This is a genomic window from Sphingobacterium sp. Ag1, from assembly GCF_000988325.1.
Taxonomy (GTDB): Bacteria; Bacteroidota; Bacteroidia; order Sphingobacteriales; family Sphingobacteriaceae; genus Sphingobacterium.
Window position 1 is genome coordinate 25,513 of the sequence record NZ_LBGU01000043.1, and the last position, 16,865, is coordinate 42,377.

A 16,865-nucleotide genomic window follows, 5' to 3' on the forward strand; every position below is an offset into this window, starting at 1 on the left:
TCAATAAGATAGCTAGCAGGATAAGAACCTACTATTTGAAAAAATATTTGTGGATGTCGGAAAATGTTTCTACTATTGTATAGTAGTATAGAATAGTATAGATTACTAGCCGCTGTACTACAAACAAATAACCAATCTATAAGAAGACCAATTTATGATCTACCACATGTATTACCAAATCTGTAAATGGCAGCGATGTAGTCTTGTCTTCCTTTTTCTTCTGTTAGCGGGCTTCGCAAATGCGCAGTCCAAATCATTTGAATTAAGAGGAGTTGTATTGGATAGCGTCGGACATTTACCTATTTCCAATGTTACAGTCGCTTTTGTGGGAAAAAGTACTGCTGTATCAACGGATGCTCAGGGACAGTTCCTGATCAAAGATGTGCACCTCAACGATCAGCTTGTCCTGACTTCGGTCGGATTCGACCGCAAGACTGTTCAGGTCACCAGCACCAATCGTATGACCATCTTTCTGTCCTCATCAAGTTCGAACCTGGATGAGGTGACCGTTGTCGCATACGGCACGCAAAAGAAAACGAGTATGGTCGCTTCGATCACCTCGATCAATCCAAAAGAAATTAAAGGCCCTACCTCCAATCTGACCACCATGCTGGCGGGTCGGGTAGCGGGTTTAATTGCGTATCAGCGCAGTGGTGAACCCGGCAACGACAATGCCTCGTTCTTTATTCGCGGTGTCGGGACCTTCGGCGCCGGAAAGAAAGACCCCCTGATCCTTATCGATGGGATGGAATCGAATACAACAGCTTTGGCGCGGCTTCAGCCCGATGATATTGCTGGTTTTTCGGTGCTGAAAGATGCGGCGGCCTCTGCATTGTATGGTGCCAGAGGTGCAAATGGTGTGGTGCTGGTCAATACCAAAAGTGGTATCGTGGGAAAAGCAAAATTTAATGCACGTTTTGAAAACTCGATTTCTACCAATACCCGAAACTTCCAATTTGCCGATAACATAACTTACATGAACCTGGCCAATGAAGCTGTTTTGACACGTAACCCGAGAGGAACATTACCGTATGACCAAAATAAAATCGATCATACCGCAAGGGGAGACGATCCCTTACTTTATCCAAACAATAACTGGATCGATCAATTGATTAAAGATTATACCAACAATCAGCGTTTCAATTTCAACGTCACCGGGGGCGGTAACTTAGCGCAATACTATGTTGCGGGTACTTTTAACAATGACAGGGGAATTTTGAAATCGGAAAGTGGTAATAATTTTGATAATAATATTAACCTCAAAAATTATTCGATACGATCCAATATTACCTTAAATATTACGCCGACAACCATTGGAATTATCCGTACTTCAGCACAGTTTGACGATTATAAAGGGCCGATCGGTGGCTATGACGATTGGGGCAATTTGATCAATGGGGGGCAACGGGTATTCAAAGAAGCGATCTGGTCCAATCCCGTGATGTTTCCCGCAGTTTATCCAGCTTCTTATGCGCCTTTCACAACACATCCACTTTTCGGAAATAACTTTATACCGACGACAAAGACCTTGTACAATAACCCCTATGCCAAGATGGTCAACGGCTTTCAGGAATACAATAGTTCGACAGTCAATGTGCAACTGGAGCTGAAACAGAACTTTGACTTTATCACAAAAGGCCTCTCAGCACGTCTAATGGCTTATACACAACGGTACTCGTATTTTTCGGTGCGCAGAAGCTTTGAACCCTTCTACTATAATCTGCTGAAAATACCGGGTACAAACAATACCGTATTGAGCTTACTGAATGAAAACCAGGGAACGGAATACCTCGACTACAGTCAAGGGGATCGGATACAGAATACAACGACCTATGGCGAGTTCGCAGTCAATTATAACCGGACCATTGGAGAGGATCACGACATCACGGGGATGCTGATCGGTATCATGCGTAATTACCAGACAGCAAATGGAGGTAATTTACAGGCCTCCCTGCCGGCACGTAACATCGGTGTGTCCGGACGGGCAACTTATGCGTATAAAAATAAATACCTGTTTGAAGCAAACTTTGGTTACAATGGTTCCGAGCGCTTTTCTAAAGATAAACGATTTGGCTTTTTCCCCTCTTTTGGGCTAGGCTGGAATCTACAGGAAGAGCCGATGTTTGAGTTTATCACACCGGTGGTATCTCGTCTGAAATTGCGCGCAACCTATGGTTTGGTGGGTAACGATCAGATCGGTAATGAGCGTGATCGGTTTTTCTATCTATCGCAGGTCAATCCCAACGATCCTGGGAAAGGTTTTTCCTGGGGAAACCTTTGGGATTATACCCGGCCAGGTTACTCCATATCACGTTATGCCAATCCCAATATTACCTGGGAGCGTGCCAAAACATTTGATGCTGGTTTTGACCTGAACCTTAAAAATGGATTGGGAGTTGTCTTTGATTATTATAACTCCAAGCGAAGTGATATCTTAATGGTGCGCTCCACCATTCCGACGACTTCAGGTTTTCAGGCTGATATTCAATCCAATATGGGTAAAGCGGAGAGTAAGGGATTTGACCTGGCCTTGGACTATAACAAATCATTTGCAAACACCTGGTGGACGCAGTTGCGCGGCAACATGACTTATGCGACCAATCGTTTATTGACTAATGAGGAACCAAATTATCCAGCTAATTTATCTTACCTAACGCATTTGGGCTATCCGATTAAACAGCAATATGGATTGATCGCCGAACGCTTATTTGTGGATGATATTGAAGCCGATAACTCGCCATTGCAAAATTTTGGTGGCGCATTGAAAACAATGGGCGGTGATATCAAATACCGTGACATTAACGGCGATGGCAAAATAACTGATCTGGACAAAGTGCCTATCGGTTTTCCTACCGATCCTGAAATTATCTACGGTATGGGATTCACGGTCGGCTTCAAAGGGTTTGATGTGAGTGCTTTCTTACAGGGTTCTGCACGCTCTTCTTTCTTTATAAATCCCGGAAATATCACGCCTTTCGCCATCAATGGCCCCTATCAAAATGGGCTGTTAAAACAGGTGGCCGATAGTCACTGGTCGGAAGATAATCAGGATATCCGTGCATTTTGGCCACGATTGACCGACGGATTCAATAACAACAACAATCAATTTTCGACCTGGTGGATGCGCAATGGTGCGTTCCTTCGCCTAAAATCTGTTGAATTGGGCTATACGGTACCAAAGAAGGTCCTGGATCGCTGGAAGATGTCCAATATCCGCATTTATACCAATGCCCTGAACCTCGCTGTATGGAGCAAATTTAAAATGTGGGATCCTGAAATGGGTGGTGATGGTTTGGGTTACCCGGTTCAGGCGGTGTACAATATCGGTATCAATGTGGGATTATAAAAAACAATGTATCATGAAAAAATTAACTGTATTTAAAGCGATGATGGTGTCAGGTCTATTGTTTTTTCAATCCTGCAACTATCTGGATGTTGTACCCGACAATGCCCCGACAATAGATAATGCCTTTACCATGCGCAGTGAAGCCATCAAATATTTGGCAACCTGCTACTCTTATTTGCCCAATGATGGCGAACCGACTATAAATCCCGCTTTTATGGCAGGAGACGAGTTTTGGTTGGATTACCCAACGCGCAGTATCAACGGGACGAACTGGAACATCGCCCGTGGCAATCAAAATGTAACCAATCCTTATGTCAATTATTGGGATGGATATATGTACAATGCCATTCGGGACTGCAATATCTTTTTGGAGAATATTCAAAATCCCGAGAAAGTACGCGATATGACGCAAGACGAACGTACCACCTGGGAAGGGGAGGTCCTATTCTTAAAAGCGTATTACCATTTTATGCTGATGCGGCATTATGGTCCTATCCCCATTATGGATGTCAATGTGCCTGTCACAGCACCAATTGAGGAGACGCAGGTCAAACGTAAGTCCGTTGACGAAGTTGTGGATTATATTGTGAAAGTACTTGATGCTGCGGCAGCTAAATTGCCTAGTGTCGTGCAGTCGCCTGTAACTGATCTGGGGCATATTACCAAACCGATTGCCTTAGGCATCAAGGCGAAAGTCCTATTATATGCAGCTAGTCCATTATTTAATGGCAATACAGACTATGCGACCTTTAAAAATGTGGACGGCACCTTATTTTTTAATCCGAGCTTTCAGGCAGAGAAGTGGCGTAAAGCAGCGCAGGCCGCAAAAGAAGCGATTGCCGCCTGTGAAGAGCTTGGTATGACGTTGTATGAATTTCCAACACCGGTACGTCCGCTGTCCAATACCACAATGATTCAGATGAGCATCCGTAACGCTGTGACGGAAAAATGGAACCGTGAGATCATCTGGGGGAATTCGAATTCGCGGACCTGGCAGTTGCAGTACTCGTCCATGGCCCACATCGACCCAAATAATGCCGGTAATAACAGTGTCAATGGTACGCTGGCTCCAACGATCAAAATCATTGAACAGTTTTATACGAAAAATGGGGTGCCGATGGATGAAGACAAAACCCTGGATTTTAGCAATAAAAATCAATTGCGTACCGGAACGCATGACGAACGCTTCAACAACATCGAAAACTACCGAACAGCGCGTTTGCATTTTGACCGTGAAAATCGTTTCTACGCCAATGTAGGCTTTGATGGTGGGGTTTGGTACATGGAAAATAGCCCAAGTCAGACAGACGAAAATACCTGGACGACGCAGCTTCGCCTGGGCCTATTTGGCAGTGGGGTTTCTGTGCCGATCACAACTTATTATCCAAAAAAGCTGGTCAACTGGAAATTTGCCTTTAAAGATGGAAACAGCTCACATATCGAAGAGTATCCTTGGCCTATGCTGCGGCTTGCCGACCTGTATCTGATGTATGCCGAGGCCTTAAACGAAAGTGAAGGACCGACAGCAGATGTATTCCTCTATCTCGATAAAATTCGCAAGCGCGCCGGTCTAGAAGGGGTGAAAGAATCTTGGGCAAAATATGCATTCAATAGCGCCAAACCGACGACAAAAGAAGGGCTCCGTGCAATCATACAACGTGAACGTAATATTGAGATGAGCTTCGAAGGTTCCCGCTTTTGGGATCTGCGGCGCTGGAAACTTGCTGCGCAGGAGCTCAACAAAAATATCACGGGCTGGGACCGCAATCAGGATAAGGATCATCCAGAACTTTTTTATCAGGAACAAACCTTCTATCAACAACGATTCGTGGCACCGAGAGACTATTTTTGGCCGATTAAAGAAAGCGATCTGTTGGTCAATCCAAATTTGGTACAAAATCCAGGTTGGTAATTAGCGTATTAAATTGAAGAAAATCATGAAAAAACGAATATATCGCAATAGTATCTATGTCATGGCCGGTTTGCTTTTTCTGTTGCTCGGCTGTAAAGAGGAAAAAGGCTGGACCTTAATGGAGGACGACCAGACCAAACCTGGAACGGTACAGCATCCGTCGGTGGTCAATGGCTATGGACAGGCAACGATACATTACAGCCTTCCGGAAAATGACAATATACTCTATGTCAAAGCCGAATACGTGATGGCGAGTGGTGCCACCCGTGTCGTCAAATCGTCTACCTATACCAATGAAATCTTAATCGATGGGTTTCCGGATACCAAACCGCAAACCGTTAAACTGTATGCAGTGAGTAAAGCTGAGGTGGTGTCGGATCCCGTAGATGTCATTGTTGAACCGAAGACGCCGATCTTTAACCTGGTGTTTGGGGAGATGAAGGTAACGGCTGCCTTTGGCGGTATCCGCATTACCTCAACCAATAAGGAAAAAGGAAATGTGGTGATCGTACCGATGGTAGACTCACTCAACAATGGGGAGTACTTACCCCTGGACAATTATTATGGACAGGATTCCATTATTCTTTATAATGTCCGTGGATTGAAATCCAAAGAAATGAAGTTCGCATTTTATGTCCGTGATCGTTGGTTAAATAAGTCCGATACGCTCTACACTTCGATTACGCCATTGGAGGAAAATCTGTTTAACCGGCAATTGTTTACGCCATTACGTTTGCCGGGGGATGCGCAAATCCTCTATGGCTCCATGGACAATCTATGGGATGGCAATCTCAATACGAGCAAATGGCCAAGCTTTTATACGGTAGAGAATGCCGGGATACCACAATCGGTGACTTTCTCGATCGGGAGAGAAGCAAAACTAAGTCGTGTTGTAATCTTTCCGAGAAGGGAAAACGGATTCTACGATAAGGGCAATTTACGTGATTTTGAGATTTGGGGAAGCAATACGCCGAATCTGGATGGCTCTTGGGAGTCATGGACCAAATTGGCTACCTGTACAGTCCGTAAGCCATCGGGAACACCGTCGGGAACAAATACCAATGCCGACGAAGTGTATGGTACCGCTGGCTGGTCATTTGATCTACCGGAAGATGCTCCGAAATACAAGTACCTGCGCATTCGCAATCTGCGCAATTGGCGGGGAAGTTATTTTATGCAGATTAACCAGATTCAGGTTTGGGGCGTTTATTAATCAATTTAAAAAGCAAAAGTTATGAAAAGATATATCGTATTGCTGTCCTTATTTATCGTGGCGCTGTTGGCAGCTTGTTCCAAAATGGATGAGTTTACCGAGCACACGGATGGGAAAGCAATTATCTACCCGGCAAAGTTGGATTCGATTAGAGTTCGTTCGGGAAAATACCGTATCCAGGTAGAAGGGGTCTATAGGGCTTCCTCGGGTGTTTCTGAGCTACGTATCTATTGGAACAGTAAGCAAGATTCGATGAAAATACCGGTCAAACTGACGGGTAAGGTCGATACCGTGCGTTATTTAATCGACAAACTGCCTGAAGGACCCATAAATTTAGAAATTCGTAGTGTGGATGCCGCAGGACGCTTTTCTGTTCCGACCTATGTGGTGGGGAATGTGTATGGCGATCGTTATCGGGAAGGACTTTACCAACGTGTGGTACTCGAACAGAATTTTATTGTTGGACAGCAACTGCAATTGGGTTTGCAAAATGTATCAGAAACCATGGGCTTTGATGGACTGCGTATAGCGTATAGAAATTGGGATGGTGGCACCACAGATACCGTCGTGCGCGCTAAAAATCAGGATGAAAAGATAGGTCTTCAACGCTATCTTCCGGGTGCCGAAGTTTCCTATCGCACGGTGTTCAGACCAGATAGTTCGGCGATTGATACCTTTATGGTCAAATCGACCAAATTGGCTATAAAAAAGGATAATATTACGCCTTGGTACCTGCAGAATTACAAAACACCATTTACAGCGACGGTCTATGACGGTAACCGCTGGGGAGTTTTGGACAATTGGATCACCAATGCCGCCATGAAAAACCACAACGGTTACGGTGGTTTTGGATCGGACGATGGCGGTGTAGTCAACATTGAAGCCGGCTGGGGAGCTCCGGCTATCGTAAATGGAAAAATAGAGCAAAAAGTAACCTTATTGCCCGGTAAATATCGTTTTTTTTGTAACTTATCCTGGACAAATTATGATCAACCGCCAGCAAAACTGGTTGTTAGCAAAGCAAACAGCGGCATTCCAGATCTTGAGCAGATTCAACAGGCAATGGCCCATGCTGATGTTAAATCAGATGGTGTTTATTTTGAAATCAAAGAAAAGGTGACGGTCAATATAGGGATGCTGGTCAATTTTCAACCCGACCATTACATGAAGATTAACGCGTTTCAAATCAATTTACAATAATATCAAGCAGAATGAAGACAGTTATTTTCGCACTAAGTTTTATGTTATGTACTTTCATGGTATCCGCGCAGCCTTTTCAGGTCAGGAAAAACGGGATAACATTAACGTACAATAAAGCGCATGGAACGTATTCCTTAAGTAAAGATCAAGTCGCCTATATACAACAAGCAAGTGCCTATTTGGCGCTTGCTAATGGACAAAAAATTAGTACGGATAAATTGACAGGGCCCCGCAGCGTGACCGAAAAGCCCATCCAGGACAATTTGGGCAAAGGTATGCAGTATACCATTTCGGTTAAGACCCAGCAGGGCATCACATTGCTGCAGCGTTTTTATTTCTACGACGGGATAGATGGTGTTATCCTGGAACTGGAAGTTAAGGGTAAAAACTTGGCTAGCAATGAACTTGTGCCTATCTGGTCAAATGCTTCGGTTGGCGGCCTGGGAAAATCCTTGTATCAGCTGGCGGTTCCTTTTGATAACGATACCTTTATTTCCTATGAGAACAATGCCCTTGCAAGGGATAGTAAGCATAGTGCCGAGGTCGGCGTTGTGTACGATAAGGACAGCGGCAAAGGTCTTTTGATTGGTTCATTGGATCAATCTGTTTGGAAATCGGGCATTGCTATCCAAGGGGCACAAGGACAATACAGTCACCTCGCTGTAAGGGCAGGCTTTACGGATGTGAATATCACACGTGATTCCATGGCGCATGGGGCCGTCAAAGGCGATGTGATCCGTTCCCCAAAATACCTGGTATCCTGTGACAAGGATTGGCGTACTGGACTGGAAAACTTTGCCAAGATCCATCGGAAACTATCGCCGGCCTATGTGAAATCTTGGCAAGGAGCAACACCTGTTGGTTGGAACAGCTGGGGTGTAATCCAGGAAAAACTGAATTTTAAGAATGCTACGGGCACCGCAGACTATTTTGCCAAGGACATTCCTTATTTCCGCAACGCTGATGGTGAAGCCTTTATTGATTTGGATTCCTTTTGGGACAATATGACGCCGGGAGGGATGTCTGGAGATTATACACAATTGAAACAATTTGTACGTTATTGTGACTCCCTGGGACTTAAACCAGGTGTTTATTGGGCACCCTTCACGGATTGGGGGCATGGAAGTGGCCCCGACCGCAAAGCCGAGGGGAGCCAGTTTACCTTCGGACAGCTCTGGACCAAAACCCAAAAAGGCTACCACAATTTAGATGGCGGTCGGGCTCTTGATCCGACGCATCCCGGTACGTTGGCTCGTATGGATGTAATCTTAGGGAAATTGGTCGACTGTGGTTTCCGTATGATCAAAGTTGATTTCCTTTCTCACGCAGCAATCGAATCCACAGGTTTTTACGATCAAAAAATTCAGACGGGTATGCAGGCTTATGCTGTGGGGATGAAACATCTCGTCGACGTACTCCAAGGTAAAATGTTGATCTATGCTGCGATTTCACCTTCCTTGGCGACAGCTCAATTTGCACACATGCGCAGGATAGCCTGCGACGCCTGGAAGACGATCGACCAAACACAGTATACTTTAAATAGTGTGAGCTACGGTTGGTGGCAAACTTATCTTTATGATTTTATCGATGCCGACCATCTTGTCTTTCATGATGAAAGCCCAGAAGTGAATAAGGCCAGATTGCTTTCAGGTGTGGTAACGGGCACCATTATCCTTGGCGACGATCTCTCCAAGAAAGAAAACTGGCAGCCTAAGATGAATCACTATCTGCAGGATCCCGAAATTTTAAAAATTATAGCCGATGGTAAAAGCTTCCGTCCTGCAGGATTTGTCGAAGGAAAAGCGGCAAATACGTATTATTACAAAAAGATAGGAAAAACGCTGTATGTGGCGGTATTTAATTACCATACAGCCCCAGCAACGATAAATATAGATTTTAAACAGATTGGCCTGATGCCAAATACAACATATAAGGCCGTGGAGCTATTTGAAAAAACAGCGCAGGAATTTACTGCTAAAAATTCCATTGCCTTTGAGCAAGCAGGAGCAAAATTACTTAAGATTGCTCTTTAGTTAATAATAACATATGAAGATAACCAAAGAAGAACAGTTTAAAGCGTTGATCGATCGGATCAAACGATTGGAAGCTTTAAACGGGCTTTCGAAACATGAATGTATTGTGCAGGGCGTATTGGATGCCATTGACGCCAGTGAATTGGAGGTACATTCCAGTTTACCATCCGTCAATAACCTGATTCAATACCTCGGCTACGCTCGGGAAACTTTCGCCAAAGCTTACCGCGACCTGATCGCCCATGGCGTGGTGGAATCCAAAAATAGAAAAGGATATTTTGTCGTCAGCAATAACACCCAGTTGAAACAGAAAGTTGCCGTGTTGCTATATGCTTACGATACTTTTCAGGATACCTTGGTGTCTGAATTACGGGCCAATCTTCCGGAAGAAGTGACGGTCGATCTTTTTTTCCATCACAACAATATGGAAACCTTTGAGGATATCTTTAACCGCATACAAGGTCGCTATACAGTATATATTGTCGCGCCGATTGAAAATGCCGATTCTGAGCGTTTGTTACGCAATATTCCGGTATCAAAACTATTGATTATCGATCGGCTGATGGATCTGGGTGCAGAATATTCTTATGTCGCTCAGGAATTTGAAGAAGCGACTTACGCCGTGTTTCAAGAGCTCCATCCAAAGATCAAAAAGTATAAGGAAGTGATCTTCTATTTTAGGGAGAATACAGCCGAACCCAATGAAATCAAAAATGCTTTCTTACGCTTTCTGAAAGACTATAAGCTAAAAGGACGTATCGAAAAGCAATACCATGTGGGCGATCTAAAAAAGGGGAAACTGTATTTTACCATTCATAATCCGGAGCTCTATCAGATGTTAAAAGAGGTGCTTCAAAAGGGCTGGATTTTGGGTGAGGATCTGGGGATTTTATCCCATAATGATGATGTCATTAAGGAGATTATCAGCGGTGGTATCACGACCTTTTCGACGAGTTTTGCACGGATTGGTTCCGAAGCCGCCAAGTTTGTGCTCGAAAGAACAGTGATTCGGGAAGTGGTGCCGACAACCTTGGCGGATCGAGGCTCGGTATAAAAAGGAAGTTTTACGATGATAATTTTTAGTTTTTGTCTTTTTACTGGCTTGGTTGCGTTATGGTCTTTATGGAAATTTAAGACCACCTATTCCACCACGCTTAATGGTTTCTTTCTGGCCGGAAAGAGCAATAGCTTTTGGATGGTAGGTTCGGCCTTGCTGTTGACAAACTTGAGCGCCAACCAGTTTATCGGTGAAAACGAATCGGTTTATATCAATAATCTTTCAGTCATCGGCTGGGGCGTTAGTTCGGTTGTGGCCATGCTTTTGGTGTCGGAATTTCTGCTGCCTATTTATTTTAAGCATGGCTTTCGGACGGTTCCGGATTTCTTGGCACTGCGATTTGACAGCAAAACAAAAATATTGGTTTCGATCCTCATCTTGATTGGTTATATCGTCAATTTGCTGCCTCCTGTATTGTACGGTGGAGCCTTGAGCCTGGCGACCATGTTTGATGTTCCGGCGCTCTTGCATATTACGTACTGGCAGAGCATCTGGCTGCTGGTATGGGCCTTAGGCGTGATCGGTAGTTTATACAGTATTTTGGGTGGTCTCAAGCTGATCTCCTTATCGGATTTAAGTTTGGGTTTATGTCTGTTTTTACTTGCGGTGCTCATTCCTGTCTTTGCGCTTTGGCACCTAGGTGCTGGGGATGTCTGGTTTGGCCTGACGCAGCTACTGCATGAAAAAAAGGAACACCTCAATGCGGTTGGCGGAAAGCAGGATGCGGTCCCATTTTCGACCTTATTTACCGGGATGCTGCTGATCAATTTCTATTACTGGGGGATGGAACCCTATATTGCACAGCAGGCCCTAAGTGCTAAGAATTTAAAGGAGGCCCAAAAAGGGATGACCTTGGCTGCGGGTGGTAAGCTCCTTATGCCCTTGCTGATCAATCTGCCGGGGCTTTTGGCTGTGCATCTGTTGCCGCATGTACAGCCTACGGCTTCTGTTTTTCCGAAACTTATTGTTTTAATTTTCCCCGATATCCTGATTGGTTTTTCCTTGGCCTTGGTCTTTGGTGCGGCGATGACAACGTACACCGCCGGGCTGCAAAGCTGCGGCAGTTTATTTATTTTTAATATTTACAAACCCTATCTGGCTTATAAAAAGAGACCATACAGTGAAAAGGAATTGGTGCGAAAAGGGAAATTGTTCGAATTGATCATTTCAATTTCAGCAATGTTTATTGCCCCTTTTATCCTTTTTGCCCACGATGGATTTTATACCTATTTGCAGACCGTATCGGGTTTATTTAATATGCCCATTTTCACCATTATGATCTTGGGGATCTTATCCCGCCGTGTGACACCGCGCATGGCACAAATTGGGCTGTTTTTGTACATGTTCAGTTATTTTTTTCTGGTGTTTGTCTGGAAAACAGAATTGCATTATCTCCATCTATTCGCTGTGCTTTTTTTGCTGATTTCACTGCTTATCTGGGGAGGAAGTAAATTGAGCCAACCCGATTATCGGTCAACGTATCAATTTGAATTTTCCGGCCAGCATAAAGAAGCCTATTGGAAAGGCCGCTATGGCGTGGGGGCAATGCTGATTGTCCTGATGATTGTCATCTATCTTATTTTTTCACCCTTGGGCATTGCTCAATAAAATCGTATAAACCGCTATGTTGATGCACACAAAAATGAAATACGTTCTCTTAATACTTTTGACCATTTGTTTTGGCACTTCCTACGCCCAACGGTATTATCTATGGGATGATCGACCTGCAAAAGATTGGATGACCGAAGCTTATCCGATCGGAAATGGACGAATAGGAGCCATGATCTTTGGCGGTGTTCAGCAAGAACATATTCAATTTAATGAAAATAGCCTTTGGACAGGTGATGAACAGGAAACAGGGGCCTACCAGGCTTTTGGTGATCTTTTTGTTCGCTTTGAACAAGGGGCCGATTCATCGTATTCTTCTTACAGCCGAAAGTTAAACTTAGATAAAGGGCTGCATGAAATAGCCTATCAGCAGGATGGACAGCAGATCAACCGGCGCTATTTTGCCAGCCAGCCCGACCAGGTTATGGTATTTGAGTATACAAACAGTAAAAAAGGTAAACTCAATGCCCAGATTGTACTTCAGGATGCACATGGGCAGGCGGTAGAGGTGGCGGATGGTAAGCTTGCGTTTCAGGGAATGCTCGACAATGGTATGCGCTATGCCGCGCAGGTACGTGTGCAGATCGTAGGTGGTTCACTTTCCAGAACAACAGATGAAAAAGGACGGGCTGTCCTTAGCGTAAAATCTGCCGATCGCCTTGTTCTGCTGCTGAGTGCCGCAACTGATTATGCCAATACTCGGGCCACCAAATGGAAGTCGGCCGAAGAACCGATGAAGGTTAACGAGCGTAATCTGCAGCAAGCGGAAAAATATGGCGTAAATAAGCTGCTGGCACGGCACCTTGCAGACTATACAGCGCTGTTTAACCGGGTGGCGCTTGATCTCGACCATAGCCAGCTGGACAGTAAGCAAACAACAAAAGTGCTGTTGGAGGCCTATAAAAAACAGCCGATCCCAGCTCTTGAAGCACTGGTCTACCAATATGGACGTTATCTCCTGATCAGCTCTTCCCGAAAAGGCGGTTTGCCTGCAAACCTGCAAGGATTGTGGAACAACAGCAACAATCCACCATGGCGCTCTGATTACCATTCCAATATCAATGTGCAGATGAATTATTGGCCTGCGGAAGTGGCCAATCTGAGTGAGTCGGCCTGGCCTTACCTCGATTATATCAATAGCATGCGTGCCGTGAAAAAAATAAATACACAAAAGGAATTTCCGGGCGTCAGGGGCTGGACTGTAAAGACCGAAAATAATATTTTTGGTGGGGAGAGCTTTCTTTGGAATACGCCGGGAAGTGCCTGGTATGCGCAGGCACTGTGGGAACATTATGCCTTTAACAAAGACGAGAAATACCTACGCGAATTTGCGTATCCGATTTTAAAAGAAATAAGTGAGTTTTGGGATGATCGTCTGGTTCGAAGAGCAGACGGAACTGTGGTGGCGCCAAAGGGCTGGTCGCCGGAACATGGTCCGACCGAGGATGCCGTGAGCTATGACCACCAAATTATTTACGATCTCTTTAGCAACTACATCCAGGCAAGCACAATTTTGAAGTTGGACGCCGATTACCGTAAACATATCACGGCACTTCGCGATGCGCTGCTCAAACCCAAAATCGGCAAATGGGGACAGCTGCAGGAGTGGGAAACGGATCGTGATGATCCGCAGGACAAGCATCGCCATGTGTCCCATCTCTTTGGTCTTTATCCCGGTAATCAATTCTCTGTTTTAAAAACACCGGAACTGGCCAAAGCTGCACGAGTTACCCTCACCGCGCGTGGCGATGAATCCACGGGTTGGTCTATGGCCTGGAAGGTGGCTTTTTGGGCCCGCTTGCAGGATGGGAATCATGCCTATAAAATCCTGACCAATTTCATTAACCTCGTTGGCGGCGATGGTATTGATTACAACAATGGCGGCGGCGTTTATGCCAATCTTTTATGCGCCCATCCACCCTTTCAGATCGATGGTAACCTGGGCTATGTGGCTGCTGTGAGTGAACTATTGCTGCAATCGCAAACGGATGTGCTGGAATTACTTCCTGCTCTGCCTGATCGCTGGTCGGCCGGAACGGTCAAGGGGCTCAAAGCCCGGGGCAATGTACACATCGAAAAGATGGAATGGAATAACAGCAGCATTACGCAGCTCAGCCTTTCTTCGCCGCAAGATCAAACGATTCAGGTATTGAGTCCTTCCCAATTGGCAGGTCTCAGCCCACAGCAGGAAATCAATGGTAAATACCTTTACAAGATTCAATTGAAAGCAAACAAAATAGTCAAGTTCGTAAACAAATCCTAAATCTATTTATATATGCCAACCCATCATTTTAAACATGTTGTACTCGGGCTTTTGATGACCCAGGGGCTTGTCCATCTGGAGGCACAGGCGCAGTCCAAACAGATTCCTATTGAAACCAGATCGAATGCCCTTGTGTTGGAGTACGATTCCACGAAAACACTGAAAATGCTCTATTACGGTGAAAAATTGACTGATTCAAAAGAGTACTCGACCATTGCAAGCGGTTATAGGCAATTGACAGATTATAGTGGCCTCTCCAACGCAGCTTATACCCCTTCAGGTTCAAAAAACCTACTGGAACCCGCCATCATTGTCGTTCATGCCGATGGTAACCGCTCCCTGGACCTACGCTATGAAAAGCATGCGGTGAAAAACGTTGATGCGAATGTCAAACAGCTTGATATTACCCTAAAAGATCCGGTATACGATATTTATGTCGTTTTACACTACAAATCGTTTTTGAATGAGGATATCATTGAGCAGTGGGCAACCATCCAAAATAAGGAAAAGAAAGTCGTCACGCTGGAAAAATTTGCTTCGGCCAACCTCACCCTACGCTCCAACGCGTATTGGCTACGGCAGTACCATGGCGACTGGGCAAAAGAAATGCAGGTGGACGAGGCTCCGTTAACACATGGCATTAAAGTGCTGGACAGTAAGCTCGGAACACGGGCGAATTTATTCCAGCCACCTTCCTTTATGGTGTCACTGGGTAAGGCTGCATCCGAAGATGAAGGAACAGTATTGATGGCAAGCCTGGGGTATAGTGGAAATTTTAAGGTGGATTTTGAAGTGGATTACCTCAATAACCTACGTATCATCGCCGGAATAAATAACTATGCTTCCAATGTAAAATTAGCCAGCAACCAGGAGTTTACAACACCCAAGTTGATTTATACCTTATCGACAAAGGGAAAAGGCACCGCCTCCCGAAATCTGCACAATTGGGCCCGTAAATATCAGCTGCTGGATGGAAATGGCGAACGCCTGACTTTACTCAACAATTGGGAGGCGACCTACTTTGATTTTAATGAACAAAAATTAAAAGGTTTACTCCAGGATACCAAGAAATTAGGCGTAGATCTATTTTTATTGGATGACGGCTGGTTTGGAAATAAATATCCGCGTAACAGCGATCACTCCAGTCTGGGAGACTGGCAACCAAACCGGACAAAACTGCCCAATGGTATCGCGACACTCGTGGAAGAAGCAACCAAGCAGGGGGTTAAACTCGGTATCTGGGTAGAACCTGAAATGGTGAGCCCCAAATCCGAACTCTACGAACAACATCCAGATTGGGTCGTCAAACAACCACTGCGTGAAGAACATTACTTCCGCAACCAGTTGATCCTGGATCTGACGAACCCCAAGGTACAGGATTTTGTTTTTAATATTCTGGATGATCTTTTTACCAAGAATCCATCTTTGGCATATATCAAATGGGACTGCAATGCGGTTATTTACAATGCGCATTCTGCATTTTTAAAGGATCAGGGGGCATTCTATATCTCGTATGTGGAAGGACTGTATAAAGTCCTTGAACGTATACGTTCGAAATATCCGAAAGTGCCGATGATGTTATGTTCAGGCGGGGGTGGTCGTGTGGACTATGCGGCACTTCGGTACTTTACCGAATTTTGGCCTTCGGACAATACAGACCCTTTGGAGCGTATTTTTATGCAGTACGAGTATTCGTACTTTTTCCCGGCAATCAGCACTTCAAACCATGTGACTGACTGGGGAAAACAGTCCCTCAAATTCCGCACGGATGTAGCCATGATGGGCAAACTGGGTTTTGATATTGTGGTGAGCCACCTGAAAGAACAGGATCTGTTATTCTGCCAGCAGGCGGTAAAGAATTACGACGCGCTTAAAGGGACAATATGGCACGGAGAGCAGTATCGTCTGGCCGATCCACGTGAAGGTGACTTTGCCGCCCTTAGCTACGTGAATAGCCAAAAAACAGAAGCTGTCGTCTTCAACTACCTGGTCAATAACCGCTATGGTATCGGAACAACCGATCCTGTCCGTCTAAAAGGACTGGATGCCCAAAAGCAATATCGGGTGGAGGAAATCAACTTGTATCCGGGAACCAAGTCGAGCTTAGGCCAGGGACAAACCTATTCGGGCGACTACCTGATGAAAGTTGGCGTAAATCCAGACCTGAATAGCAACCGTCCCAGTGTTTTACTGAAAATATCGGCACTTTAAAAAAAATAAGAGTGGCATATCC

The 16,865-nt window shown here is 44.9% G+C and carries 9 protein-coding genes; all 9 read left to right on the plus strand.

What is annotated here, in order from left to right; all coding sequences use genetic code 11:
* Positions 1–154 precede the first annotated feature (154 nt).
* The 9 genes from AAW12_RS17730 to AAW12_RS17770 are packed head-to-tail and all read left to right on the plus strand — an operon-like array spanning position 155 to position 16,843.
* A complete protein-coding gene (locus AAW12_RS17730) occupies positions 155–3,346 on the plus strand; it encodes a SusC/RagA family TonB-linked outer membrane protein (protein ID WP_231585296.1) in 3,192 nt (1,063 codons plus the stop codon).
* 13 nt (positions 3,347–3,359) lie between these two features.
* Complete coding sequence (locus tag AAW12_RS17735) at positions 3,360–5,258, plus strand: RagB/SusD family nutrient uptake outer membrane protein (RefSeq protein ID WP_046675484.1); 1,899 nt, start codon at positions 3,360–3,362, stop codon at positions 5,256–5,258.
* 25 nt (positions 5,259–5,283) lie between these two features.
* Entirely contained in the window at positions 5,284–6,471 is a 1,188-nt protein-coding gene (locus tag AAW12_RS17740; protein ID WP_046675010.1) for a DUF5000 domain-containing lipoprotein, read from the plus strand.
* A 21-nt stretch (positions 6,472–6,492) separates the two neighbouring features.
* Positions 6,493–7,671 (plus strand): DUF4998 domain-containing protein, encoded by a 1,179-nt coding sequence (locus AAW12_RS17745; RefSeq protein WP_046675011.1) that lies wholly within the window; start codon positions 6,493–6,495, stop codon positions 7,669–7,671.
* Positions 7,672–7,682: 11 nt separating this feature from the next.
* Positions 7,683–9,704: a hypothetical protein gene (locus tag AAW12_RS17750; protein WP_084823225.1), complete on the plus strand. Its 2,022-nt coding sequence runs from the start codon at positions 7,683–7,685 to the stop codon at positions 9,702–9,704.
* 13 nt (positions 9,705–9,717) lie between these two features.
* Positions 9,718–10,758, plus strand: a complete 1,041-nt coding sequence (locus tag AAW12_RS17755; RefSeq protein WP_046675013.1) for a GntR family transcriptional regulator — start codon at positions 9,718–9,720, stop codon at positions 10,756–10,758.
* A gap of 15 nt (positions 10,759–10,773) precedes the next feature.
* Entirely contained in the window at positions 10,774–12,369 is a 1,596-nt protein-coding gene (locus AAW12_RS17760) for a solute:sodium symporter family transporter (RefSeq protein WP_046675014.1), read from the plus strand.
* A 34-nt stretch (positions 12,370–12,403) separates the two neighbouring features.
* Positions 12,404–14,632, plus strand: a complete 2,229-nt coding sequence (locus AAW12_RS17765; RefSeq protein WP_197084083.1) for a glycosyl hydrolase family 95 catalytic domain-containing protein — start codon at positions 12,404–12,406, stop codon at positions 14,630–14,632.
* Between the two features lie 12 nt (positions 14,633–14,644).
* Entirely contained in the window at positions 14,645–16,843 is a 2,199-nt protein-coding gene (locus AAW12_RS17770) for an alpha-galactosidase (protein ID WP_084823226.1), read from the plus strand.
* Positions 16,844–16,865: the final 22 nt, after the last annotated feature.

What these genes read in the sequence shown, in the direction of transcription:
- AAW12_RS17770 (WP_084823226.1), top strand. Translation starts at nt 14,645, where the DNA reads ATGCCAACCCATCATTTTAAACATGTTGTACTCGGGCTTTTGATGACC.
- AAW12_RS17750 (WP_084823225.1), top strand. Translation starts at nt 7,683, where the DNA reads ATGAAGACAGTTATTTTCGCACTAAGTTTTATGTTATGTACTTTCATG.
- AAW12_RS17740 (WP_046675010.1), top strand. Translation starts at nt 5,284, where the DNA reads ATGAAAAAACGAATATATCGCAATAGTATCTATGTCATGGCCGGTTTG.
- AAW12_RS17755 (WP_046675013.1), top strand. Translation starts at nt 9,718, where the DNA reads ATGAAGATAACCAAAGAAGAACAGTTTAAAGCGTTGATCGATCGGATC.
- AAW12_RS17735 (WP_046675484.1), top strand. Translation starts at nt 3,360, where the DNA reads ATGAAAAAATTAACTGTATTTAAAGCGATGATGGTGTCAGGTCTATTG.
- AAW12_RS17745 (WP_046675011.1), top strand. Translation starts at nt 6,493, where the DNA reads ATGAAAAGATATATCGTATTGCTGTCCTTATTTATCGTGGCGCTGTTG.
- AAW12_RS17760 (WP_046675014.1), top strand. Translation starts at nt 10,774, where the DNA reads ATGATAATTTTTAGTTTTTGTCTTTTTACTGGCTTGGTTGCGTTATGG.
- AAW12_RS17765 (WP_197084083.1), top strand. Translation starts at nt 12,404, where the DNA reads ATGAAATACGTTCTCTTAATACTTTTGACCATTTGTTTTGGCACTTCC.
- AAW12_RS17730 (WP_231585296.1), top strand. Translation starts at nt 155, where the DNA reads ATGATCTACCACATGTATTACCAAATCTGTAAATGGCAGCGATGTAGT.